This window comes from Lysobacter sp. HDW10 (assembly GCF_011300685.1).
In the GTDB taxonomy this organism is placed as follows: domain Bacteria; phylum Pseudomonadota; class Gammaproteobacteria; order Xanthomonadales; family Xanthomonadaceae; genus Solilutibacter.
In genome coordinates this window covers 289,446-312,569 of the sequence record NZ_CP049864.1, presented here as the reverse complement: position 1 = coordinate 312,569, position 23,124 = coordinate 289,446, and the positions used below count along the sequence as shown (strand labels likewise).

The following is a 23,124-nucleotide window of genomic DNA, read 5'->3' as shown; positions in this document are numbered from 1 at the left end:
TCCGCAAGGGTTTTTGCCCACATGATCGTGCTCGAGGGCCAATCGGCCCTGTCGCCGTTCCGGCTTGAGAGACTGCAGGCCCGCCTGCAAACCATCCATCCCGAAGTCCGAGTCCTCGGCGCCTGGCACACCTATTGGGTACTGCGTAAGGGCGCCGCTGAAGTCTCGCAAGCGGCGTTGTCTCGCATTCTTCAAACAAAGGCCGCATCGGAACCGCTCGCAGCACGCGCAAGCTCGGTCTTTGTGACCTCGCGCGTAGGTACGATCTCGCCGTGGTCGAGCAAAGCCACGGAGTTGTTGCAAGGTGCGAACTTGGGTGTGCAACGCGTCGAGCGCGGCACCCGAATCGATTTGCACAATTGGCCGACAGATGCCGACACGCAACGTGCATTGCAAAACGTACTGCACGATCCAATGACCCAATCCGTGCACGCCAATGCTGAGTTGGCGGCACGTCTGTTCGAATCACCGGCGCGTCAAGTTTTGGAAGTGGTGCCCGTCGCTGCGATCGAAGCTGCGAACGAACGACTCGGGCTTGCCTTGGCCGACGATGAAATCGACTACTTGAAAACGCGCTTCGAGGCCTTGGGTCGCGATCCGCACGATGTTGAGTTGATGATGTTCGCGCAGGCGAACTCCGAGCATTGCCGACACAAAATCTTTAACGCGACGTGGTCGATTGATGGACGAGAGCAGCCGCAATCGCTGTTCCGCATGATCAAAAACACGCACGCGAAAACACCGGAATACACCTTGTCTGCGTACAGCGACAACGCGGCTGTGGTTGAAGGGTATGACACACGCTATCTGCGCGTCGACGCGGGCAGTGGCGTGTATCACTTCACCGAATCACTGCCTTCGGCGTTTGCCATCAAGGTAGAAACGCACAATCACCCTACAGCGATTTCACCCTTTGCGGGCGCAGCAACCGGTGCGGGCGGTGAAATTCGCGATGAAGGCGCAACGGGTCGCGGTGGCAAACCAAAGGGTGGCCTTGCCGGATTCTCCGTTTCCAATTTGCGGATCCCCGGCTTGCAACGCGATTGGGAAGGCGAGCGCGCTTTGAATCCGCGCATGGCGTCGGCGTTCGAAATCATGCGCGATGGTCCGATTGGCGCCGCTGCGTTCAACAACGAATTTGGTCGCCCCAATCTGACCGGCTACTTCCGCGCATTCGAAGTGGTTGAAAAACCCGGACTGATTCGCGCCTATGACAAGCCCATCATGCTGGCCGGTGGTTTGGGCAGCATTGATCGCGCGCTGGTTGAAAAGCGCAGGCTCGCACCGGGCGATGCCGTGATCGTGCTCGGTGGTCCCGCGATGTTGATTGGTCTTGGCGGTGGCGCGGCGAGCTCGGTGACGTCGGGTGAAAGTAACGAGGCGTTGGACTTTGCTTCAGTGCAACGCGACAACGCAGAAATGGAGCGCCGCGCGCAAGAGGTGATCGACGCATGCGTGGCCTTGGGTGCGCGCAATCCGATTCGTTCGGTGCACGATGTCGGCGCGGGCGGTTTGTCGAATGCCATTCCGGAATTGCTACATGACTCTGGCGTCGGTGGTGTCATCGATCTCGATCACGTGCCGAGTGATGACCCGTCACTCTCGCCGATGCAGTTGTGGTGCAACGAATCGCAAGAACGCTATGTGATGGGGATTCCGGCGGATCGCGTGGCTGAGTTTGCCGCGATGTGTCACCGCGAACGCTGTCCGTTCGGTGTTGTGGGTCATGCGACGCAAGAAGAACGCTTGGTCGTCGGTTACGGCGCCAATATCGACGCGGTGTATGGCGAAGGCAAGACGGGTTGGGCCATTGATTTGCCGATGGATGTGCTGTTCGGCAAGGCACCCAAGATGCATCGCGATACGCAATGGCCGGCAGAAAATGCATGGCCCGTGCTTGATACCGATAAGTTGGATCTACGCGAAACGGCCTTGCGCGTGTTGTCGCATCCGACGGTGGCTTCGAAGTCTTTCTTGATCACGATTGGTGATCGCTCTGTCGGTGGCTTGACCGCACGCGATCAAATGGTCGGCCCGTGGCAAATGCCCGTCGCCGACTGCGCCATCACATTTGCCGGTTATGAAGGCAACGCAGGTGAGGTGATGGCCATCGGCGAACGCACGCCTTTGGCACTGATCAATTCCGCAGCAGCGGCGCGCATGGCGGTGGGTGAAGCCATCACCAATTTATGCGCAGCACCGGTGTCTGCATTGAACCGCGTCAAGCTGTCTGCGAACTGGATGGCCGCCGCAGGCCACCCCGGCGAAGATGCCTTGCTGTACGACGCCGTTCACGCGATCGGCATGGAACTCTGCCCGGAACTCGAATTGAGTATTCCGGTCGGTAAAGATTCCTTGTCGATGCAAGCGCAGTGGCGTGATGAAGCAGGGGCTCACACGGTGGTGTCGCCTGTGTCATTGATTGTCACCGCGTTTGCGCCGGTCGAAGACGTCCATGCGCAATTGACCCCGTTGCTTGCGAAAGCGCCGGATACCGAACTTTGGTTGATTGGCCTGGGCGCCGGACAACGTCGCTTGGGCGGATCCATTCTGGCGCAAGTGTATGAAGGCTTCGGTGGTTCGGGTACGGAAGACCGTGTGCCGGACGTCGACGATCCCTCAATCTTGCGTGGTTTCTTCGAGCTCATGCGTGAAGCGCGCGAAGACGGATTGGTCTTGGCCTATCACGACCGTTCGGATGGGGGTGCATTTACCGCATTGTGCGAAATGGCATTCACGTCGCACTGCGGTCTCGACATCGATCTCGATGCGTGGACGCAAGGCAGCAACGAAGACATCTTCGAAGTCTTGTTCAATGAAGAGCTCGGCGCGATCGTTCAAATCCATTCCGAAGACCGTGCGGCCTTTGCCGACTTGGTTGCGCGCCACGGCTTGATTGAATGCGCACAACGCATCGCCAAGCCGACGACGTCTGACGATATTCGGGTGGAAGCCGGTGGCAAGACCTTGGCCGAATGGACCTGGGAAACCTTGTTCGAAGCGTGGTGGTCTGTCTCGCACGCGATGCAAAAGTTGCGTGACAATCCGCACTCAGCCGATGAAGAATTCGACCTCAAGCGTGACTTCGCCCGTAAGGGTTTGCGTCCAAAATTGAGTTTTGAATTGGACGAAGCCGCATCGGCACCGATGATTTCAGTGGGCGCCAAGCCGCGCGTGGCGATTCTGCGGGAGCAGGGCGTCAACGGTCATGTCGAAATGGCAGCGGCATTTATGCAGGCCGGGTTCGATGCGGTCGACGTGCATATGAGTGATCTCATTTCAGGTCGTCATGATTTGATCGACTTCAAAGCGCTCGCCGCCTGCGGTGGCTTTAGCTACGGCGACGTCCTCGGTGCAGGTCGCGGTTGGGCGACATCGATTCTCGAAAGGCCCGCGATGCGCGACATGTTCGCGCAGTTCTTTGAACGCGACGACACTTTGAGTCTCGGCGTTTGTAATGGGTGCCAGATGCTGTCGCAATTGAAAGACATCATTCCGGGTGCCACACATTGGCCCGTGTTGTTGCGCAATAAGAGCGAGCAGTACGAAGCGCGATTGGCGCAAGTCTTGATTGAGACTTCAGCGTCCAAATTCTTCAGCGGCATGGCGGGCTCGCAATTGCCGATCATCGTCGCGCATGGTGAAGGTCGAATGGCATTTGCCAACGATGCAGCGCAGAACGCAGTCGGCGTTGCAATGCGATTCGTTGATGGCAATGGCGATGTGGCCACGCAATTCCCAGAGAATCCGAACGGCTCGCCGGACGGCATGGCGGGTGTCACGAGCGAAGACGGTCGCGTCACGATTCTGATGCCCCATCCGGAGCGCACCTTGCGTGCCGCCAATTTCTCTTGGTATCCGGCTGAATGGCAAGATCGCTCGCCTTGGATGCGCATGTTCCGAAATGCCCGCGAGGCGCTGGTTTAAGGCGTGTCATGCAACGTCACTGAAGCTTGCTAAAGTGACGTTGAATCCTTGAGCGTGTGTGCATGACCGAGTCGGTATTACCCATTGTCCTCCTGCATGTCGGTACGGACGACAACGCTTTGGATGCCTGCTTGGGTGCCTTGGATACCGCCACGCCTGCCGGTACGAAGATCTGGTTGATTGACGACGCGCAGGCAGGGCCGCGCGGACAAGCGGTCATCACCCATTGGTTGGAACGAACACCGCTACTCGCCGAGTACACGCGACGCACGCATCCGGTGGGTGAGAGTCGACACATTCACGAAGCCCTGAAGATTTGTGGCGAACGGGATGTGGTCGTGCTGCCGTCTGATGCCATTCCGTTCGAAGGCTGGCTGCAGGCCTTGAAAGATTGTTTTGATCGCGATGCATCGATTGCCACGGCCACGCCGTGGAGCAATATCGGTGAAACCGCTTCGTGGCCACGCGTGGATGATCTGAATCCCTTGCCGGAAAACCCCGAGCGCCTCGCGCGTGCGGTTGCCGTCATGCCAGCTTTGCACCCCGAGCTGCCCTCAGCGTGTGCACACACCGTGTTGATTCGCGGCAAAGCCTATGCGCGCGCAGGCGGAGTCGACGAAGCTAGTTTTCATTCTTGGCCTGCCGCATTGTCTGACTTATCGCTGCGTTTATCGGGCCTGGGTTGGCGCAATGCCCTGTGCGAGACAGCGTTCGTTGCGCGCATCCACGAGCCCAACGTCGACAGCGAAGACCAAGACGCCCTGATCGCGCGCTGGCCTGCATGGCATGCACGTGTCGTGCAATTCTTGATGGACGATCCGTTGAAAGAAACGCGTCGTCAGGTATTGCAAAAGCTTTTGAACGTCGATGCGCAAGGTCCCCAGCCGGACTTGTTTGTATGAGTGCCAATGGCATCGCCGCGATCGTTGTCACCTACCGAAGTGCGGAAACGATTGCCCTCTGCATCCAGGCACTGAAAGCATCGACAAATGTGGCGGAAATCCGAGTTGTCGACAACGGTTCGGACGACGGCACGATGGATGTCGTGCAATCTTTCTCTGCGCGCGATCCGCGCATTCGATTCATTGCCAATCCGGACAATCCAGGATTCGCAACGGCATGCAATCAAGGTGCCAGTGCGTCGAGTGCCCTTTGGCTCGCGTTTGTGAATCCAGATCTCATTGTTGAGCCCGACAGCTTGGCTCGACTGGTAGAGGCCTCTGCGCAAACTGCGGGTGGGTTGGTCGGTGCCGTACTCGTCGACGACAAGGGACAAGAAGACCCGGCGGCGCGACGGCGCGCGCTCGATTTGGCAGGCATGCTGCGCCACTCGGCATTAAGAGATCTATCGGTGCCACGGAGTGAGGCACCCTTACAACGCGTCGAAGCGGTGTCAGGTGCACTGATGGTCATGCCACGCACGACGTTCAACGCGGTCAACGGTTTTGATACCGACTACCGTCTGCACGTGGAAGATCTGGATTTGTGTCGACGCATCGGCGAAGCGGGCTTCGAAGTGGTCATCGCCAACGAAGTGCGCGTACATCATGTGCGCGGTGTGTCCTCTCGCTCTCGGCCGTGGTTTGTCGAATGGCACAAGCATCGGGGGCTGTGGCGCTACTATCGCAAGTTCGATTTGGCGCGCCAGAATGTGCTCACGAACTGTGCGGTGTTTGCTTTGATTTGGTCCCGGTTCGCATGGGTCAGTGTGCGGATCGCAGTCAAGAACTGATCAGCCTGAGGTAGGGGCCGGATGTCCCTGGAAGGCGCCCGCATCGATTGCGGAACTTGCGCGCTCGGCTGTACGGGCGCTCTGACGACCTGAGAGTTACTCCGCTGCGATGCCTACAGGGGTGATGAGACTTTGTCTATCACAGTCGAAGCTTCGAGAAGCGTCGCTTTTGTGTGCTTTCTGTAAAGCTTGATTGCAGCAACTTTCTTGCCACTTTTTGCAAGTGCGATCACTTCATCTGATGCGTGCGGCAGATTTTCCGGGCTGCGTGGCTTGGGAAAAGAAGTCCGGATGGCCGCCAGAACGCAAATGAAAACAACGACAGAGGCAATACCGACTACAAGATCGAATCTCATGTCAATCTCCGAAGTGAGGAAAAATGAACGCGCCCGCCAGTCCGCTTTTCACCGGCGGGCACGTTTAATTCTAGTTCGCGATACCGGAACCAACCATGGCGCCACCACCTGCAGCAGCAGCCATGCCGGCTGTTGCTAAGGTGACCTCGCCTAGCGTAGCAGCGCCCATAACGCCTAACGGAACTGCGGCGAGCCCGCCGGTTCCGATAATAGCAATCCCAAGAGCAATGGCACCAAGGCCAACCCCAATCATTTCAACATTTATTTTGCCGCCGTCTACTTGTGACAAATCACACTCTGTAAGCTCGCGCATAACGCTTCCTTATCTTCTGACAAAAGACCCATCACCGGGGTCAGGGAGACATCTAATCGCGCTTGAATTTCATGTAACAAATCAAGACATTTATGCTCAACGGCAACAAACTCTTGGCGTTGCGAGGCCCGTATGCGCGCAATGAACAAAATCCGCCCACTGCAGCCTGGGACAACATTAATCAGTGAAATGGCAAATGATTACAAGGCGATTTCAATCGTAAGCTGCGCATCGCTCGCTTCGATGTAGGATATTTCTGGTTTTTCTCGCTGCTTTTCTTTGAAAGGTCGCAGCTTCGTTTCCGCGCGCCTTACGGATTCTGCGCCGAAAACTAATGCACCGACTTAGCATGCCGCGGTACTCAGAAATGTTTCAACGAAATTGATTGATTTCGTCACGCAACGCGCGCGCAGCCTGCGCCGCGGCTTCCGCGAAATCAGGGCCCATCGACGCATACAAAATCCCGCGCGATGAGTTGATCATCAAACCCGTGCCGTCAGCCGTTTTGCCATTGGCCACGGTCGCGGCGACGTCGCCGCCTTGTGCGCCGATGCCGGGAATCAACAACGGCATGTCGCCCACGAGGCCACGGATGATATTGAGTTCTTCCGGGAAGGTGGCACCCACCACCAGCGCGCAATTGCCATCCGCATTCCATTCATTGGCAATCGTTCGCGCAACATGCGTGTACAACGGCGCACCATCAATCAACAGTTCTTGAAAGTCACAGGCGCCTGGGTTCGAGGTGTGACAGAGGAAGACACAGCCCCGGTCATTGCGCGCCAAGAACGGTGCTGCGGAATCGCGACCCATATACGGGTTCAAAGTGACGGCGTCTGCACCGAAGCGATCAAACGCTTCCACGACATATTGCTCCGCGGTCGAACCGATATCACCGCGCTTCGCATCCAACACCACCGGTATATCGGGGTGATTCGCGTTGATGTGCGCGATCAAGCGTTGAAGTGCCGCTTCGCCGCCATTGTGTGCAGCGAAGTAGGCGATTTGCGGCTTGAATGCACAGGCAAATTCCGCAGTGGCATCGACGATGGCGGCACAAAAATTGAACAGCGCATCGTCGTCCGAAACAAATGCATCAGGGAACTTCGCAGGGTCAGGATCCAGACCCACGCATAACAGCGTATTGGCGTCTTGCCAGCGATTCCGAAGTTTCCCGATGAAGTTCGACATAGCGCCGCCTGTTACTTCAGTGCCTTGAAGCGCAAACGCTTCGGGCCAGCGTCATCACCCATGCGACGCTTCTTATCGTCCTCGTATTCGCGATAGTTGCCTTGGAAAAACTCAACGTGTGAATCGCCTTCGAAGGCCAAGATGTGCGTCGCAATGCGGTCGAGGAACCAGCGATCATGCGAAATCACGAAAGCATTACCGGGGAATTCCAGCAAGGCATCTTCAAGTGCACGCAAGGTTTCGATATCCAAGTCGTTGGACGGTTCGTCGAGCAGCAACACGTTGCCGCCTTGCAAGAGCGTCTTCGCCATATGCAAACGACCGCGCTCACCACCCGACAGCGAACCCACCATCTTTTGTTGGTCTTGGCCCTTGAAGTTGAAGCGACCGATATACGCGCGTGACTGAATTTCTGTGCCGTTGATATTGAGAATATCGAGACCGCCCGAAATTTCTTGGAACACGTTGTGGTTGCCTTCGAGCTTGTCGCGGCTTTGATCCACGTAGGCAAGATTCACGGTCGGGCCCATGTCGATGCTGCCCGAATCCGGCTTTTCTTGACCGGTAATCATGCGGAACAAGGTCGACTTACCGGCGCCGTTCGGGCCGATGATGCCCACAATCGCGCCTTGCGGTACGACGAATGAGAGGTCGTCAATCAACAAGCGATCGCCGAATTTCTTCGTGACGTTCTTGAACTCCATGACCTTCTGCCCCAAGCGTTCGCCCGGCGGAATGAAGATTTCATTGGTTTCGTTGCGCTTTTGGTAGTCGACCGATTGCAGTTCTTCCATGCGCGCCAAACGGGCCTTGCCTTTGGAACGGCCGCCTTTCGCGTTTTGGCGAGACCATTCAAGTTCTTTTTGAATCGCTTTTTGGCGTGCCTTTTCTTGATTGTCTTCTTGCTTCAGACGCTCGTCTTTCTGCACCAACCAATCGGTGTAGTTGCCCTTCCACGGAATACCGCGGCCGCGATCGAGTTCAAGAATCCATTCCGCGGCGTTGTCGAGGAAGTAGCGATCGTGGGTCACCGCCACCACGGTGCCGGTGTAGCGCGCGAGGAATTGCTCAAGCCATTCCACAGACTCGGCGTCCAAGTGGTTGGTCGGTTCGTCGAGCAGCAACATATCGGGCTTTTGCAGCAACAAGCGGCACAATGCGACGCGACGCTTTTCACCACCCGAGAGATTGCCGACCTTGGCATCCCACGGCGGCAAGCGCAGCGCGTCTGCGGCGACTTCCAATTGGTTTTCCAAGGTGTGCGCATCGCCTGCGGCCAAGATGGCTTCCAGGCGTTCTTGTTCTTTCGCTAACGCGTCAAAATCAGCGCCTTCTTCGGCGTAAGCCGCGTAGACCTCATCCAACTTCGCTTGCGCTTGCAGCACTTCACCGACGCCTTCTTCCACCGCTTCACGCACAGTTTGTTCCGGATCGATCTGCGGTTCCTGCGGCAAGTAGCCCACTTTGATACCGGCTTGCGGGCGCGCTTCACCGACAAAGTCGGTATCGACGCCGGCCATGATCTTCAGCACGGTGGATTTGCCTGCGCCATTCAAGCCCAGCAGACCGATCTTCGCGCCCGGGAAGAACGACAGCGAAATGTTCTTGATGATTTCGCGCTTGGGCGGAACGACTTTGGACACGCCGTTCATGGTGTAGATGTATTGCGACATTGCGACTCCGGGCCGAAAACTAGCCTCCGCAGCGGGGCGGAAGGCTTTAAAAGGGATGCGTAATTATAGCGGCCCAAGCCGCCAACCCTACGCCGTTTTATGAAAAGTGAACGAATGCCGAGGTTTCATGACGAATCCAAGTCTTGTTCAGTTTCAGAAACGCATATTGGGATCGTGCAAAACGCACCTCTGAGGAGTGTTTCGATGAAAACTTACAAACTCGCAGCTATCGCGCTTGCCGCCTCCGCTTATATCGCGGCGCCTGCCATGGCGAGAGACCACGATCAAGACCGTGGCAATAAGCATCGTCGAGGCGACCGAGTGGTCTACGTTGATCGTGACCGCGATCGGGATCATCGCTATTACGGCGATCGCAACGACAATCGCCGCTACACCCGTGACCGCTATGGCCGCGTGATTGTGATTCGTGATGACGACCGCAACCGCCGCTATCACGGCAATGGCCATTGGGACAATGGTCGCCGCGGTCCTCCATCGTGGGCACGGGGTCGCGACTACCGTTCGTACGGCTATGACCGCGTCGTCTATGTCGGCTCGAACGACTACAATCGCTACCGCTTGTACGAGCCGCGTCGTGGCTACCGTTGGGTACGCGATGACACGGGGCACTACATGCTGGTCTCGATTGTGTCGGGTGTCATTGCCGACATCCTGACCCGCGGCCTGTAACGTCTAGCTGCGTATTGACTGGGTCAGTCGCGGCACAGAACAAGCGCGTCCTTCGGGGCGCGCTTTTTTTTGCGCCCATCGGGCCGGGCATCGCGCCTACAATGGGGATTCTCTGATGCACACCCCCAACCCCTTACGGAGCTGCCATGTTTTCGCGTGATGTGACCATTGCCAAGTTCGACCCAGACCTCGCTCGTGCCATTGCCGGTGAAAACCAGCGCCAAGAGGACCACGTTGAACTGATTGCATCCGAAAACTACACCAGCCCCGCGGTGATGGAAGCGCAAGGCAGCCAGCTCACCAATAAATATGCCGAAGGCTATCCGGGCAAGCGCTACTACGGTGGCTGCGAATTCGTCGACGTGGCAGAACAATTGGCGATCGATCGCCTGAAAGCGCTTTACGACTGCGACTACGCCAATGTGCAGCCGCATTCGGGTTCACAAGCGAACCAGGCGGTGTATTTCGCATTGTTGTCGCCGGGCGACACCATTCTGGGCATGAGCCTGGCCCACGGCGGCCATCTCACCCACGGTGCGAGCGTCAACATCAGCGGCAAACTGTTTAATTCAGTGCAATACGGTGTCAACGATCAAGGCTTGATCGATTACGACGAAGTCGAACGCCTCGCCGTCGAACACAAACCGAAAATGCTGGTGGGTGGCTTCTCGGCCTATTCGCAAGTGGTGGATTGGAAGCGCATGCGTGAAATCGCCGACAAGGTTGGCGCGATCTTCTTTGTCGATATGGCGCACGTGGCCGGCTTGATCGCCGCAGGTGTCTACCCGAGCCCTGTGCCGCATGCGCACGTCGTGACCTCGACCACGCACAAAACACTGCGCGGTCCGCGCGGCGGCATCATCATCGGCAAGAACCTGCCGGAAGAGATCAGCAAGAAATTGCAGTCGATCGTTTTCCCAGGCATTCAAGGTGGCCCGTTGATGCACGTCATCGCTGCCAAGGCCGTGGCTTTCAAAGAAGCCTTGGATCCGGCCTTCAAAACCTACCAAGCACAAGTGGTCAAAAATGCCCAAGCCATGGCTTCGGTCATTATTTCGCGCGGTTACAAAATCGTCTCCGGCGGCACGCAAAACCATTTGATGTTGGTGGACATGATCGGCAAAGACGTCAGCGGCAAAGAAGCCGAAGAAGCCTTGGGCCGTGCGCATATCACGGTCAACAAGAATTCGGTGCCGAACGATCCGCGCAAGCCCTTCGTGACCTCGGGTCTGCGTATTGGTACACCTGCGGTGACCACACGCGGCTACTTGGAACCGGATTGCATCGCGTTGGCCCATTGGATGTGCGACGTGCTTGATAACCCGAAAGACGAGAACGTGATCAAGGGTGTCCGCGAAAACGTCGAGAAGCAGTGCAAGCAGTTCCCGGTTTACGGCTGACGCGTGCATTGCCCGTTCTGCCAGCACACAGATAGCCGCGTCATCGATTCGCGTGTCAGCGACGATGGCGCGACGATTCGCAGGCGTCGCGAATGCGAAGCCTGCGGCGAGCGTTTCTCAACGCTTGAAACAATCGAACTCAAACTGCCCGTGATCATCAAGACCGATGGTCGTCGCGAGCATTTCGACGCGCGCAAACTGCGTTTGAGTTTTGACCGCGCGCTGCATAAGCGCCCGGTGTCGGAAGAACAAATCGAAGCGGCCGTACGCGGTGTCGTGCACGACCTACGTATGACGGCCGAGCGTGAATTGCCGTCGCGTCGTGTGGGCGAGTTCGTGATGGCGCAGATGCGCAAGCTCGATCCCGTCGCGTTCGTGCGGTTCGCGTCGGTCTATCGCAAGTTCGAGGATGCCGCAGACTTCCGCGAAGAACTCGACCGCCTGGAGCGCGAACTGCCCGGAGAAGGGCAACTGCAACTGCTCGAAATCAAAGATGCAGGGCGCAAAAATCGCTGAACGCTGCACGAATACGTGATTGCGGCGAAAATAGGCGGCTCCCTTGCCGCATTGTGTGAACCCATTGAGCGAATTCAGCGCTTTTGACCACCAGATGATGACGAACGCCCTGCGTTTGGCAGAGCGTGGCGCCTACACGGCCAAGCCCAACCCCATGGTGGGCTGTGTCATCACCAAAGGCGGACTCGTGGTGGGCCAAGGCTGGCATGCGCGCGCGGGCGACGCCCACGCAGAGGTCGTTGCCTTAAAGGCTGCGGGCGATGCAGCGAAAGATGCGACGGTCTACGTCACCCTCGAACCCTGTGCACATACGGGAAAGACGGGACCGTGTGCCGACGCCTTGATTGCCGCGGGCGTGAAGCGCGTAGTCGCGGCCATGCGCGATCCGTTTCCGCAAGTGGATGGCGCCGGCTTCGAGAAACTGCGCGCCGCGGGCATCGAAGTCCAAAGCGGGCTGATGGAAGCACAGGCTCAGAAATTAAATCGTGCGTTTATTTCGCGCGTGACACGTGGCCGTCCTTGGGTTCGGGTGAAGTTGGCCGTGAGTTTGGATGGACGAACCGCCATGGCGAGCGGCGAATCACAGTGGATCAGCGGTCCGGAATCACGTGAAGACGTGCATCGTTGGCGCGCGCGCTGTGGTGCGCTCATCACCGGTGCCGGCACCATCTTGAAAGACGATCCGCAACTGACCGTGCGTTTGCCGGAAGGTGAAGCCGTTGTCGCACCTTTGCGCGTTGTGCTTGATCCGGGCCTGGCCACCATTGCACGTGGTCGCGTGCGCGAAGGCGATGCGCCGACGCTTTACGTGCATGGTGAAACCACTAAAGTCCCGCGCGGTTTCACCGCTGAAATCGCCGCCGTGCCTGAAATTCAATCACGTCTTGATTTGAACCGCGTCCTCACGCTGTTGGCAGAGCGCGGCATCAACGAAGTGCAGTTGGAAGCCGGCGCAACGCTCACCGGTAGCTTCCTTGCACACGGTTTGGTCGATGAGCTTTTGCTCTACGTTGCGCCCGTCATCATGGGCGAAGATGCACGACCGATGTTTGATGGACTCGGCCTTATACAAATGTCCGAACGCATGCGTTTCAAGCCCGTCGATTCGCGTCGGTTTGGCGTCGATACACGCATTGTCTTAGAGCCCGAGGTGGCCGCCTGATGTTTACTGGGTTGATTCAAGGGGTGGGCCGCGTGGCACGCGTCGAACCGCTGGGCGGTGATGTGCGCCTGCATATTGAGGTGGGCAGTCTGCCTTTTGACGTCGTTGAGATGGGTGAAAGCATCGCCGTCAACGGAACGTGTTTGACCGTCGTGGCCTTCGATGCGCAATCCTTCTCTGCCGATGCATCGAACGAAACGCTGTCACTCACCACGCTCGGGACACTGGCCGTTGGAAGCCTGGTGAATTTGGAACGTGCGCTGCGTGCCAGCGATCGTTTGGGCGGCCATTGGGTCAGCGGTCACGTCGATGGTATGGGCACGGTCAAGCAGATTGACGATGATGCGCGCGCGCAGCGCTGGCGTTTCGAAGTGCCTTCGGCGTTGACGCGTTACATCGCAAAGAAGGGTTCAATCTGTGTGGATGGCGTCAGCCTGACTGTCAATGAAGCCGATGCACAGGGTTTTGAAGTTGCATTGATTCCACACACGGTCGAACACACCGCTTTTAAGACGACGCGCGTCGGTGACGCAGTCAATATCGAAGTCGACCTCGTCGCACGTTATGTCGAGCGTCTGTTGCTGGATAAGGAATTAACATGAGTTTCGCGACGGTACCCGAACTGCTTGAAGAACTTCGCCAAGGGCGCATGGTCGTCATCGTCGATGACGAAGACCGCGAGAACGAGGGCGACCTGATCATGGTGGCTGAGCTCGTCAAGCCGAGCGACGTGAACTTCATGGTCACGCACGCACGAGGTTTGGTGTGCTTGTCGCTGACACGCGAGCGTTGCAAACAACTCGGTCTGCCGCCGATGGTGCGCGATAACACCTCACAACACCACACCAACTTCACCGTCAGCATCGAAGCCGCTGAAGGCGTGACGACCGGCATCAGTGCCTATGACCGTGCGCACACGATTCGCACGGCAGTGCGTCCAGATGCCAAACCACAAAACTTGTCGCAACCCGGGCACATTTTTCCCCTGCAAGCGCAGCCCGGTGGTGTCTTGGCGCGTGCCGGACACACCGAAGCCGCGGGCGACTTGGCGATGATGGCGGGCTTCGAACCTGCCGGCGTGTTGGTGGAAATCCTCAATGCCGACGGCACCATGGCGCGCCGTCCGGAACTGGAAGTGTTTGCGCAAACGCACGGTTTGAAAATGGGTTCAATCGAAGCGCTGATTCGTTACCGCTTGGAAACCGAACACACGGTCGAGCGCATCGAATCGCGCCCGATCGACACACCTGCCGGTGAGTTCCTCATGCACGTCTATCGTGATCGCGTAGATCACCAGTTGCACTTCGCACTGCAAAAAGGCACCGCAGAACGCGATCGTCCGAGTTTGGTACGCGTGCATACACGCAACACCTTGGCCGATGCCTTGCATTGGTTGCGCGGCGATTTCGGTGTGCCGAGTCTCGACGCGCTGCACCGTATTGCTGAGGCCGGTCATGGTGCGCTGGTCGTACTGGGTGATGCTGAGTCGAGCGAAACGGTGCTCGCCCGCCTGCGCCAAGAACCCTTGCCGGACACCCAGAAGCGCCATCCTGCATCAGCCGGCTGGCGCCAAAACGGCACCGGCAGCCAAATTTTGGCCGATCTCGGTTACGGCAAGCTGCGCGTCTTGGGTACGGCACGCAAGCAAGTGGGTATGGCGGGCTTCGGTTTGGAGATCGTTGAAAACGTCCCGGTGGCGAACGGGTAAAATGATCGGTCACCAAGGAGTTCTAAATGCCCACGTTTGAAGGCGAGCTGCGCGCCCGCGCGAATGCCCGCTTCGCCATTGTTGCGAGCCGCTGGAATTCCAAGATCACCGAAGCGCTGATCGAAGGTGCGCGCAACGCACTGGCCGACAACGGCGTCACCCCGGAAGCGATCGATGTCATTCGTGTGCCAGGCGCTTGGGAGATTCCCTTGGTCTGCGCACAGTTGGCGCGCTCAGGTACGTATTCGGGCATTGCGGCACTCGGTTGCGTGATTCGCGGTGATACCCGTCACTACGAGCATGTGGCTGACGGCACCTCCCAGGGCTTGATGCAAATTCAAATCGAAACCGGCGTGCCGGTTGCGAACGGCGTGCTTGCAGTCGAGCGCTTCGAAGATGCGATGGCACGCGCGGGCGGTGCGCACGGTAACAAAGGTGAGGAAACGGCGTTCGTTATCCTCGAGATGGCTAATTTGCTGGAGCGTTTTCAATGAGCCGTACACCGCATGGCGTCGACCCCGTCCTCCGTACGCGCGCACGTCGCCGCGCAATGCAAGCCCTGTATGCATGGCAGATGTCGGGTGGTGAAGCGCGCACGGTCATTGCGCAGTTCGCGCATGAGCAAGCACGCGAGCAAGCCGATCTGATCTATTTCGAAGATATGGTGCGCGGCGTGATCGAACATCAAAGCACGCTCGATGCAGCGCTGAACACCTATCTCGACCGCGATATTGAACAAGTCGACGGTGTCGAACGCGCCGTTTTGCGTATCGCCGCCTATGAAATGCGTCATCGCATTGATGTGCCGTATCGCGTGGTCATCAATGAAGCGATTGAAACTGCCAAGCGTTTCGGTGCCGAACACGGGCATACCTTCATCAATGGCGTGCTCGATCAAGCGGCGATTGAATGGCGTTCCGTGGAATCACAAGCGGGCAAGCACACATGAAATCTGCGGGTGAGTTCGATCTGATCGAATTCATTCGTGCACAGCAAAGTGTCGACCGTCCGGATGTACGCGTTGGCATTGGTGACGACGCTGCATTGCTGCATGTGCCCGACGCGCATAGCTTGGTGTTGTGCAGCGACACCTTGAATGAAGGTATCCATTTCCCGACCGGTACCGACCCTGAATCCATCGGGTGGAAGTCGTTGGCCGTCAATCTTTCTGACCTGGCTGCGATGGGCGCCACGCCTGCGTGGTGTTTGTTGAATCTATGTTTGCCGGAATCCGACGCGCGCTGGCTGTCGCGATTTACGACGGGTTTCTTTGAACTCGCGGCAGCGCATAACGTGGCGTTGGTCGGTGGCGACACCACGCGCGGTCCACTTTCAATTTCAGTCACGGCCTGCGGCTTTGTGCCAGATGGCTTGGCATTGAAGCGCAGTGGCGCACACGTAGGTGACGACATATGGGTCAGCGGCACCTTGGGTGACGCCGCGCTCGCGTTGCGCCGCATGCTGGCGTCAGAGTCCGTGCCGCATCCATTGCTTGAAGCACTCGATCGGCCCGAGCCACAAGTCGCATTGGGTAAGGCGTTGCGCTCTTTGGCCACCAGTTGTATCGATGTCAGCGATGGAATTCTGCAAGACTTGGGCCATATCGCAACGGCAAGCGGATTGGCCGCACGGGTGAATGTCGATCACCTCCCAAGCTCTGCGGATTTTGATGCGCTCGCGGGTCGTAAAGAACGATTGCAATTGCAGTCCTCAGGGGATGACTACGCGCTCTGTTTTACCGCGGACCCGGCGTGTCAAAGCGCGCTGCTTGAACTCGCCGGTGCGCTCTCGCTCTCGCTGACGCGGATTGGTACCTGTGTAGCGGGGCAGGGGGTAGAAGTGTTGCGACATGGTGTGCCGATTGCACACGGTCATCGCGGGCATTCGCACTTCTGATCGTGCGTCACGCGTGCGTTAGCCAAGTACAGTCACGAAACATCGCGCCTATCGATACACATCATCGACACGAAACGCATCACGCACCCAAACAAACTCAGGTGTGGTCAAGGCACCCGTCACACACACCACGTCAAACCTGCACGGTAACTGTGCAAGGCGCGGATGACGCATCAGAAACATCTCAGCGGCGCGAATAAGTTTTCGCTGCTTGTGCCAATCCACTGACGCCAATGCACCACCATGTGAATCGGTTGCGCGATAGCGCACTTCCACAAAGACCAACGCATCTGCATCACGCATCACAAGATCGATTTCACCGACACGCGCGTAAGCATTCTCCGCAAAAGGTGTCAGTCCTTTCTCACACAAGAAAAAACGCGCAGACCTTTCGATCTGCGCGCCTTGGGCACGACGGTTCATCGTTCTTGCGTCAGGGCGCGGAGACCGGGACGCCATTGCGATAAATCGACCATTCCGGATCACGCACGATCAATCCGGCGTTGTTCAAACCGAGCTTGCCGGTCATACCGTTCAAGCGATGTTCGCCGGAAGCGATGCGACCGAGGTAGGCCGTAATCAACCATGCATCGTTGCCGAAGTCGCGCAAGCGTGATGCGGCTTTGCCGGCCCCTTGGCTTTCGACGTCATAGTCGAGCGGAAACCGAATGCCATCCAAAACCGGCATATCCGTTGCGCCGGAGTTACCCAATTGAATTTGCGAGGTCGCCATGCGCGGTACGTTCGCGACGGGTGTGCTAGCGAACATCGGCACAACGGCACGCACAACGTCGCCACGGGTGGTGAAGAACACACCGTCAATCTTGCCGTTGGTTTTTGCTTCTGCAGCAATCGCGCCTGCAATATCGGCATTCAATGTTTCTGATTTCAGATTGACAACCACAGGCGCACTTGCCATCGCACCTTGCAATTTGTACTGCGCTGCAAAGGCATCTGCCGCGCGACGTTGCGTGGTGTCGGCGGTCGTGAAGATCAATACGTGTTTCAAACCGGCACTGCGCATGGCGTTGGCAATCGCCATGGCTTCGTCTTCAGGTGTCAGTGCATAGCTCACGCTGCCACCGGGTGTCGCCGCTTGTGCGCGGTTCAGTGCCAATGTCGGCACCGTGAGTTCTGCATCGGGCTTCGCAAACAAAGACGTCACCTCGTCGCGCAGCAGCGGGCCGACTACGAAGTCGGCGCCCTCTGCCACTGCTTTGGCATAGGCGACGGACACACCCTTCGAGGTGTCATAGAACTTCAACGGCGGGCGCGCGCGCTTCTCGTTGTAGTACGCGTTCAAGAAGCCGTCGCGCACGGGTTTGGCTGCGGTCGCTGCGCTACCGGTAAGCGGCAGCAACACGGCAAGCTTGTTCGGCGGCTGATAGCCATCGCGATCTGCAGGCGCACGTTTACTCATGTCGTAATGCGCGGTATTGCGTACGACGGTGGGCTGTTTTGGCCCCGTGTTCACATTGCGGGTGCTTGCGCACGCACCCAACAGCAAGCTGGCGGCGATCACGGCGCTCATCTTCAAGGTCACAAGGCGCATGCAGTCCTCCATCGGTCAAGGTTAGGATTCTACCTTTCCCCGCATGTGAATCACGGTGATGAAGTCTGAAAAGGGTGTCCTCCATGTGGTCGCGACGCCGATTGGGAATCTGGGCGATATCAGTGAGCGTGCAATAGAGACGCTGCGTCGCGTCGATTTGATTTGTGCAGAGGACACGCGGCATACGCGCCCTTTGTTGTCGCATTTCGGCATCGATAAGCCGCTGTTCGCATTGCACGATCACAACGAAGACGCCGCCGCTGAACAGATCATCGAGCGGATGCAGCAAGGGGCTTCTGTTGCCTTGGTGTCTGACGCTGGCACACCGCTGGTGAGTGATCCGGGCTTTAGATTGGTGCGTGCCGCGCGCGAGGCGGGGTTCAAAGTCTCGCCCGTCCCGGGGGCTTCCGCATTGGTTGCCGCGCTGAGTGTTGCGGGATTGCCGAGTGACAAGTTTGTATTTGAAGGCTTTTTATCGAGCAAATCTTCTGCGCGCAGAGCGCGTATGCAAACGCTGGCGTCTGAAAACCGCACGGTCATTTTCTACGAATCCTCGCATCGCATCGTCGAACATTTGCAGGACGCGCTAGAAACCTTCGGTGCGCAACGACACATCGTCATCGCACGCGAGCTCACCAAATTGTTTGAAACCGTGCTGGACGGTTCGATTGAAGCGGTACTCGCGCGCGTCAATGCAGATCACAACCAACAGAAAGGGGAATTCGTGGTCTTGGTTTCAGGTGCGCCGGAATCTGAAGACGCGAAACTGATTGAAGGCCAACGCATCTACAAGGTCTTGAGTGAGCACTTGAAGCCTTCGGTGGCCGCCAAGATCGCCGCTGAATTGAGCGGCGCCTCACGCAAAGCCCTCTATGGGGGCGACGCACAAGCGTGAGACAATGCCGGCGCGGAGTCGGCCAGGCAATCGCGGCGTGCAAACGTCGAGGAAAGTCCGGGCTCCACAGGGCGCGATGCCAGGTAACGCCTGGGCGGTGAAAGCCGACGGAAAGTGCAACAGAAAGATACCGCCTAAGCCTGCTTCGGCAGGACGGTAAGGGTGAAATGGTGCGGTAAGAGCGCACCGCGAGCCGGGCAACCGGCCGGTATGGCAAACCCCATCGGGAGCAAGACCAAATAGGGAGGCTACGCTGCGGCCCGCAGTGTCTCCGGGTAGGTTGCTTGAGCCTTGCGGTGACGCAAGGCCTAGACGAATGATTGCCCACGACAGAACCCGGCTTATCGGCCGGCTCCGCACTTCTTTTTGCGCAAAATCGCCAGCGTATTGCTGCGGCGCAACATAAATGGGATTGCACAGAAAATCGTCCCCCTGAATCTGAACAGGGGACATGTGAAATCGCCCAATCTCAATATTTGAGACAAAACAAACGCTTGTGGATAAACCTTGAACAACTTTCTAAAGTCGTTCGCAAGTCATTGACTGCATTGGTGATTCGGCGCAAAACCGCTTGTTGACATCTTTTGGTCAACTGCTAAGGTGGGCGTCAGTGGGGAGCCATGGGGTTTTGTGGTTTCCAGTGGAAAACTTCCTTCACAATCCAAAACTTCAGACGACTCCGACGATGTTTCAAGGTGAGACCGCTATCACGGTAGACGACAAGGGCAGGCTGGCTATTCCGGCCGCCTATCGTGACGCCGTGGCCGCTCAGGGTAATCGTCTGGTCTTTACCTACAACCCCTACGAAAACGGCTCGCTTTTCATCTACCCGGTAGAGGTCTATGAAAACGTCCGCGCGCAAGTCGCCAAATTGCCCAACGCCTCGGCCAAGCATCGCCAACTTCAGCGCAAGTTGATCGGTTCGGCGTCGATGGTGGAAGTCGATGGCAATGGCCGCATCAGTATTCCGCAAAGCATGCGTTTGACCCTCGGCATCGAGAAGAAAACGATTTTGCTCGGCATGGATGACCGCTTCGAACTTTGGACGGAAAAAGCGCATCAAGCGCAGATCGAACAAACGGTGGGTGATGACATCACCCCTGAAATGCTGGAGCTGAGGATTTAACGTGGCAGCGGTAGACGCGACCACGCGCGCCGAACACCTGCCAGTGATGTTTGCAGAAGTGATCGAGGCCCTGCGGGTGAAGCAAGACGGTACCTATTTGGACGGCACATTTGGACGCGGCGGTCATGCGCGCGGTGTGTTGTCACAACTGGGTGCAAACGGTCGTTTGCTCTTGATGGATAAGGATCCGGTCGCGATCAGCGAAGCGCGTACGCATTTTGCTGGCGATGCGCGCGTGTCCATTTACCAAGGCAGCTTCGCCGACCTCGCAGAGTGGGATGCGACGGCATCGGGCTTGGACGGCATCTTGTTCGACCTCGGTGTTTCTTCGCCGCAGTTGGATGTCGCAGAGCGTGGCTTTAGCTTTAGCAAAGATGGCCCCTTGGACATGCGCATGGACACCACGCGCAGCCCGAGCGCTGCCGAGTGGATTGCGGAAGCGTCCGAAAAAGATATTGCCGATGTTCTATTCCTATATGGCGAAGAACGTCAAAGCCGCCGCATCGCACGTGCAATCGTTGAAAAGCGCGCACAAGCACCGATCCTGCGCACCGCAGAACTCGCACAACTGATCGCCAATGTCATGCCGCGTGGTCGCGATGGGATCCACCCCGCAACGCGTAGCTTTCAAGCGATTCGCATCTACATCAATCGCGAACTCGACGACCTCAAGCTCGGCTTGGATGCAGCGCATGCGCGACTGCGTCCGGAAGGTCGACTGGCTGTCATCAGCTTTCATTCGCTGGAAGATCGCATCGTCAAGCAATTCATCGTGCAGCATGCGAAGGCACCGGCGGGTAATCGTCGTATGCCGGAATTGGCAGCACCGCCGCTGACTCTGCGTGAAGTGGGCAAAGCCGCGAAAGCGAGCGCAGAAGAAGTGGCACAGAATCCGCGCGCACGCAGCGCGGTATTGCGCGTGGCCGAACGCACCTTGGAGCAGGCGGCGTGATCCGCTGGTTCGTCTTTGTCCTACTCCTAACGGCCAACGTGGCGAGTGGTTTGGCGGTCGCCTATGACCGTTTCCGTCATCGTCAGTTGTTTGCCGAACTGCGCAAGCTCGAAAAAGCGCGCGACGAACTCGATTTGAACTTCAGCCAATTGCAATTGGAACAAGCGACGATGGCTGAGCCGACCCTGATTGATCGTGCCGCGCGCGAACACTTGGGCATGATCAATCCCGCACCGCAAGATACTGTGGCGGTGCGACCGTGAAGTTTCGTTCGCAACGTGGCAACAACGCACCGCGTGTCGCGCGTTCGCGTTATGACGTACGCAAGCGTTTGATGATTGTGGGCGGCGTGCTGGCCTTGTCGTCTTTTGCGCTGCTGGCGTTTGCAGTCGATCGTCAAATCATCCACTCGGACTTCTATCGTAAAGAAGGCAACGAGCGCTACCAACGTGACGTTGAAATCCCGATCAATCGCGGCATGATCACCGATCGTCACGGCGAGCCTTTGGCGGTCTCAACGCCGGTGATGTCGCTGTGGGTGAACCCGCAAGACATCGCCAACAATCCGCGCGAGATCAATCGCCTTGCAGATGCCTTGCAATATCCGCGCGCCGAGTTGGCGCGGATGATCTCTGAAAAATCAAAGAAAGAATTTCTTTGGTTGCGTCGTCGCATCAACCCGGCGGTGGCGCAAAAAGTGCTGGCCCTGAATATTCCGGGCGTGTACGGGCAGCGCGAATTCAAGCGTTTTTATCCGCAAGGCGAGGCCATCGCGCACGTCTTGGGATTCACCAATATCGATGACCATGGCCAAGAAGGCATGGAGTTGGCCTTTGACGAATGGTTGAGCGGCAAGCCGGGCAAGCAGCGCGTGTTGCGCGATCGTCGTGGCCGTGCAGTAGAAAGTGTGGACTTGTTGGAAGCTGCAGAGCCGGGCAAAGACCTGGCACTGAGCATTGATCGCCGCATTCAATACTTGACCTATCGCGAACTGAACAAAGCCGTCGAAGAAAGCGGCGCTATCAGTGGTTCGGCGGTGGTGCTCGATATTCGCACTGGCGAAGTGTTGGCGATGGCCAATGTGCCTTCGTTCAATCCGAATGCGGTCACCGGCAGCAAGCGCGACGCACATCGTAATCGCGCAGTCACCGACTTGTTCGAACCCGGTTCGACGATCAAGCCCTTGACTGTTGCAGCGGCGCTCGAAGCAGGCAAGATCACACCGAATACGTTGTGGAACACATCACCCGGTTGGATTGCGAACGGTAAATACCGCACGGAAGACACGAGCAACCACGGCACGCTAACGACGACAGGTCTCATCACGAAGAGTTCGAACGTCGGCATGTCATTGGTCGTGCGTCGATTGAGTGACCGACAGTTCTACGACTTCATTCGCAAGATGGGCTACGGCCAACGCACCAATAGCGGCTTCCCTGGCGAAGGTGCGGGCATTTTGGCCGATCCCTCACGTTGGGACGGTACACAAAAGCAAACCATGTCTTATGGCTACAGCTTGTCGGTGACGCCGCTGCAAGTGGCGCATGCCTACGCCACCTTGGCCAATGACGGTCATGCACATACGCCGACCTTCCTCAAAGGCGGCAGCGATGAAGGCAAGGATGTCTTGTCGCCGAAAGTCGCCAATGAAGTCATGAAGATGATGCAAACGGTGACCGAGCCCGGTGGCACGGCCACGCAAGCCGCCATCTTGGGTTACCACGTTGCAGGCAAGACCGGCACGGCTCGGATTGCCAGCGGCGGCGGTTACTCGCGTCGCTATTTCGCTTTCTTTGCAGGCGTCGCGCCGGTCGACAATCCGCGTTTCTCGATGGTCGTTGTGATCAACAGTCCGGATCCCTCGAAGCGCGGCTATTACGGCGGCACGGTGTCGGCACCGGTCTTCCGCAACGTGATCGAAGGCGCGCTGCGTCTCGACGACGTCCCGCCGGATGATTTGCAAAGCTGGTTGGCCGCAAATAGCAAAGCCAAGACGCCCGCCGTTCAACCTGTGCGGAGCGTGACACCGTGAGCG

The 23,124-nt window shown here is 57.6% G+C and carries 23 protein-coding genes and 1 other RNA gene; 18 read left to right on the top strand and 6 right to left on the bottom strand.

All coding sequences use genetic code 11. The features are described from left to right. Positions 1–21 precede the first annotated feature (21 nt). From purL to G7069_RS01495, 3 genes are all read left to right on the top strand, one after another. Positions 22–3,927 carry a phosphoribosylformylglycinamidine synthase gene (gene purL / locus G7069_RS01505; RefSeq protein WP_166293565.1) on the top strand — a complete coding sequence of 1,302 codons (3,906 nt, stop codon included), beginning with the start codon at positions 22–24 and terminating at the stop codon, positions 3,925–3,927. A gap of 62 nt (positions 3,928–3,989) precedes the next feature. Next, positions 3,990–4,829 carry a glycosyltransferase gene (locus tag G7069_RS01500; RefSeq protein ID WP_166293563.1) on the top strand — a complete coding sequence of 280 codons (840 nt, stop codon included), beginning with the start codon at positions 3,990–3,992 and terminating at the stop codon, positions 4,827–4,829. Then, positions 4,826–5,659: a glycosyltransferase family 2 protein gene (locus tag G7069_RS01495; protein WP_166293561.1), complete on the top strand. Its 834-nt coding sequence runs from the start codon at positions 4,826–4,828 to the stop codon at positions 5,657–5,659. Before G7069_RS01500 ends, G7069_RS01495 begins: the two co-directional genes overlap by 4 nt. Positions 5,660–5,772: 113 nt before the next feature. Here the strand turns inward: G7069_RS01495 and G7069_RS01490 are convergent, their stop codons facing one another. The 4 genes from G7069_RS01490 to ettA all read right to left on the bottom strand — a co-directional run bounded on the left by G7069_RS01490 (position 5,773) and on the right by ettA (position 9,192). Next, positions 5,773–6,015 carry a hypothetical protein gene (locus tag G7069_RS01490; protein ID WP_166293559.1) on the bottom strand — a complete coding sequence of 81 codons (243 nt, stop codon included), beginning with the start codon at positions 6,013–6,015 and terminating at the stop codon, positions 5,773–5,775. A gap of 70 nt (positions 6,016–6,085) precedes the next feature. After that, positions 6,086–6,328: a hypothetical protein gene (locus tag G7069_RS01485; RefSeq protein WP_166293557.1), complete on the bottom strand. Its 243-nt coding sequence runs from the start codon at positions 6,326–6,328 to the stop codon at positions 6,086–6,088. A gap of 372 nt (positions 6,329–6,700) precedes the next feature. Next, complete coding sequence (gene pyrF / locus G7069_RS01480; protein WP_166293555.1) at positions 6,701–7,519, bottom strand: orotidine-5'-phosphate decarboxylase; 819 nt, start codon at positions 7,517–7,519, stop codon at positions 6,701–6,703. A gap of 11 nt (positions 7,520–7,530) precedes the next feature. Continuing rightward, the gene (gene ettA, locus G7069_RS01475) at positions 7,531–9,192 is read right to left on the bottom strand and encodes an energy-dependent translational throttle protein EttA (RefSeq protein ID WP_166293553.1); all 1,662 of its coding nucleotides are present in this window, start codon (positions 9,190–9,192) and stop codon (positions 7,531–7,533) included. Between the two features lie 204 nt (positions 9,193–9,396). Here ettA and G7069_RS01470 point away from each other — a divergent pair, with 204 nt between their 5' ends. From G7069_RS01470 to thiL, 9 genes are all read left to right on the top strand, one after another. After that, a complete protein-coding gene (locus G7069_RS01470; protein ID WP_166293551.1) occupies positions 9,397–9,882 on the top strand; it encodes an RcnB family protein in 486 nt (161 codons plus the stop codon). A 146-nt stretch (positions 9,883–10,028) separates the two neighbouring features. After that, positions 10,029–11,282: a serine hydroxymethyltransferase gene (gene glyA, locus G7069_RS01465; RefSeq protein WP_166293549.1), complete on the top strand. Its 1,254-nt coding sequence runs from the start codon at positions 10,029–10,031 to the stop codon at positions 11,280–11,282. Between the two features lie 3 nt (positions 11,283–11,285). After that, positions 11,286–11,798, top strand: a complete 513-nt coding sequence (nrdR, locus tag G7069_RS01460; RefSeq protein ID WP_166293547.1) for a transcriptional regulator NrdR — start codon at positions 11,286–11,288, stop codon at positions 11,796–11,798. A gap of 94 nt (positions 11,799–11,892) precedes the next feature. Beyond that, the gene (gene ribD, locus G7069_RS01455; protein ID WP_166293545.1) at positions 11,893–12,960 is read left to right on the top strand and encodes a bifunctional diaminohydroxyphosphoribosylaminopyrimidine deaminase/5-amino-6-(5-phosphoribosylamino)uracil reductase RibD; all 1,068 of its coding nucleotides are present in this window, start codon (positions 11,893–11,895) and stop codon (positions 12,958–12,960) included. Next, a complete protein-coding gene (locus G7069_RS01450; protein ID WP_166293543.1) occupies positions 12,960–13,562 on the top strand; it encodes a riboflavin synthase in 603 nt (200 codons plus the stop codon). Before ribD ends, G7069_RS01450 begins: the two co-directional genes overlap by 1 nt. Continuing rightward, positions 13,559–14,668, top strand: a complete 1,110-nt coding sequence (gene ribB / locus G7069_RS01445; RefSeq protein ID WP_166293541.1) for a 3,4-dihydroxy-2-butanone-4-phosphate synthase — start codon at positions 13,559–13,561, stop codon at positions 14,666–14,668. The genes G7069_RS01450 and ribB overlap by 4 nt, the downstream gene beginning before the upstream one ends. 26 nt (positions 14,669–14,694) lie before the next feature. Beyond that, entirely contained in the window at positions 14,695–15,162 is a 468-nt protein-coding gene (gene ribH / locus G7069_RS01440; protein WP_166293539.1) for a 6,7-dimethyl-8-ribityllumazine synthase, read from the top strand. Beyond that, entirely contained in the window at positions 15,159–15,617 is a 459-nt protein-coding gene (gene nusB, locus G7069_RS01435; protein ID WP_166293536.1) for a transcription antitermination factor NusB, read from the top strand. The genes ribH and nusB overlap by 4 nt, the downstream gene beginning before the upstream one ends. Next, on the top strand, positions 15,614–16,564 hold the full coding sequence (thiL, locus tag G7069_RS01430; protein ID WP_166293534.1) for a thiamine-phosphate kinase: 951 nt from the start codon (positions 15,614–15,616) through the stop codon (positions 16,562–16,564). The genes nusB and thiL overlap by 4 nt, the downstream gene beginning before the upstream one ends. Before the next feature lie 48 nt (positions 16,565–16,612). Here the strand turns inward: thiL and G7069_RS01425 are convergent, their stop codons facing one another. Together G7069_RS01425 and G7069_RS01420 are read right to left on the bottom strand one after the other, a co-directional pair. Further along, entirely contained in the window at positions 16,613–16,987 is a 375-nt protein-coding gene (locus G7069_RS01425; protein ID WP_240912603.1) for a YraN family protein, read from the bottom strand. 10 nt (positions 16,988–16,997) lie between these two features. Continuing rightward, positions 16,998–18,116 (bottom strand): penicillin-binding protein activator, encoded by a 1,119-nt coding sequence (locus G7069_RS01420; protein ID WP_166293530.1) that lies wholly within the window; start codon positions 18,114–18,116, stop codon positions 16,998–17,000. Between the two features lie 58 nt (positions 18,117–18,174). Between G7069_RS01420 and rsmI the strand changes: the two genes are divergently transcribed. The 6 genes from rsmI to G7069_RS01390 all read left to right on the top strand — a co-directional run bounded on the left by rsmI (position 18,175) and on the right by G7069_RS01390 (position 23,121). After that, on the top strand, positions 18,175–19,011 hold the full coding sequence (gene rsmI, locus G7069_RS01415) for a 16S rRNA (cytidine(1402)-2'-O)-methyltransferase (protein ID WP_166293528.1): 837 nt from the start codon (positions 18,175–18,177) through the stop codon (positions 19,009–19,011). Between the two features lie 14 nt (positions 19,012–19,025). Beyond that, positions 19,026–19,371, top strand: an RNA gene (gene rnpB / locus G7069_RS01410) — RNase P RNA component class A. Positions 19,372–19,696: 325 nt separating this feature from the next. Continuing rightward, a complete protein-coding gene (mraZ, locus tag G7069_RS01405) occupies positions 19,697–20,137 on the top strand; it encodes a division/cell wall cluster transcriptional repressor MraZ (RefSeq protein WP_166293525.1) in 441 nt (146 codons plus the stop codon). A 1-nt stretch (position 20,138) separates the two neighbouring features. Continuing rightward, on the top strand, positions 20,139–21,089 hold the full coding sequence (gene rsmH, locus G7069_RS01400; protein WP_255456746.1) for a 16S rRNA (cytosine(1402)-N(4))-methyltransferase RsmH: 951 nt from the start codon (positions 20,139–20,141) through the stop codon (positions 21,087–21,089). Continuing rightward, positions 21,089–21,352, top strand: coding sequence for a cell division protein FtsL (ftsL, locus tag G7069_RS01395; RefSeq protein ID WP_166297414.1), 264 nt, complete (start codon positions 21,089–21,091; stop codon positions 21,350–21,352). The genes rsmH and ftsL overlap by 1 nt, the downstream gene beginning before the upstream one ends. Continuing rightward, positions 21,349–23,121 carry a penicillin-binding protein 2 gene (locus G7069_RS01390; protein WP_240912602.1) on the top strand — a complete coding sequence of 591 codons (1,773 nt, stop codon included), beginning with the start codon at positions 21,349–21,351 and terminating at the stop codon, positions 23,119–23,121. Before ftsL ends, G7069_RS01390 begins: the two co-directional genes overlap by 4 nt. Positions 23,122–23,124 lie beyond the last annotated feature (3 nt).

Excerpts from the sequence above, each read along its gene's own strand:
- G7069_RS01485 (WP_166293557.1), bottom strand. The coding sequence starts at position 6,328 with ATGCGCGAGCTTACAGAGTGTGATTTGTCACAAGTAGACGGCGGCAAA.
- thiL (WP_166293534.1), top strand. The coding sequence starts at position 15,614 with ATGAAATCTGCGGGTGAGTTCGATCTGATCGAATTCATTCGTGCACAG.
- ribH (WP_166293539.1), top strand. The coding sequence starts at position 14,695 with ATGCCCACGTTTGAAGGCGAGCTGCGCGCCCGCGCGAATGCCCGCTTC.
- G7069_RS01450 (WP_166293543.1), top strand. The coding sequence starts at position 12,960 with ATGTTTACTGGGTTGATTCAAGGGGTGGGCCGCGTGGCACGCGTCGAA.
- G7069_RS01500 (WP_166293563.1), top strand. The coding sequence starts at position 3,990 with ATGACCGAGTCGGTATTACCCATTGTCCTCCTGCATGTCGGTACGGAC.
- G7069_RS01425 (WP_240912603.1), bottom strand. The coding sequence starts at position 16,987 with ATGAACCGTCGTGCCCAAGGCGCGCAGATCGAAAGGTCTGCGCGTTTT.
- glyA (WP_166293549.1), top strand. The coding sequence starts at position 10,029 with ATGTTTTCGCGTGATGTGACCATTGCCAAGTTCGACCCAGACCTCGCT.
- G7069_RS01470 (WP_166293551.1), top strand. The coding sequence starts at position 9,397 with ATGAAAACTTACAAACTCGCAGCTATCGCGCTTGCCGCCTCCGCTTAT.
- G7069_RS01495 (WP_166293561.1), top strand. The coding sequence starts at position 4,826 with ATGAGTGCCAATGGCATCGCCGCGATCGTTGTCACCTACCGAAGTGCG.
- G7069_RS01490 (WP_166293559.1), bottom strand. The coding sequence starts at position 6,015 with ATGAGATTCGATCTTGTAGTCGGTATTGCCTCTGTCGTTGTTTTCATT.
- ribB (WP_166293541.1), top strand. The coding sequence starts at position 13,559 with ATGAGTTTCGCGACGGTACCCGAACTGCTTGAAGAACTTCGCCAAGGG.
- ettA (WP_166293553.1), bottom strand. The coding sequence starts at position 9,192 with ATGTCGCAATACATCTACACCATGAACGGCGTGTCCAAAGTCGTTCCG.
- G7069_RS01420 (WP_166293530.1), bottom strand. The coding sequence starts at position 18,116 with ATGCGCCTTGTGACCTTGAAGATGAGCGCCGTGATCGCCGCCAGCTTG.
- rsmI (WP_166293528.1), top strand. The coding sequence starts at position 18,175 with ATGAAGTCTGAAAAGGGTGTCCTCCATGTGGTCGCGACGCCGATTGGG.
- purL (WP_166293565.1), top strand. The coding sequence starts at position 22 with ATGATCGTGCTCGAGGGCCAATCGGCCCTGTCGCCGTTCCGGCTTGAG.
- pyrF (WP_166293555.1), bottom strand. The coding sequence starts at position 7,519 with ATGTCGAACTTCATCGGGAAACTTCGGAATCGCTGGCAAGACGCCAAT.
- mraZ (WP_166293525.1), top strand. The coding sequence starts at position 19,697 with ATGTTTCAAGGTGAGACCGCTATCACGGTAGACGACAAGGGCAGGCTG.
- ribD (WP_166293545.1), top strand. The coding sequence starts at position 11,893 with ATGATGACGAACGCCCTGCGTTTGGCAGAGCGTGGCGCCTACACGGCC.
- nusB (WP_166293536.1), top strand. The coding sequence starts at position 15,159 with ATGAGCCGTACACCGCATGGCGTCGACCCCGTCCTCCGTACGCGCGCA.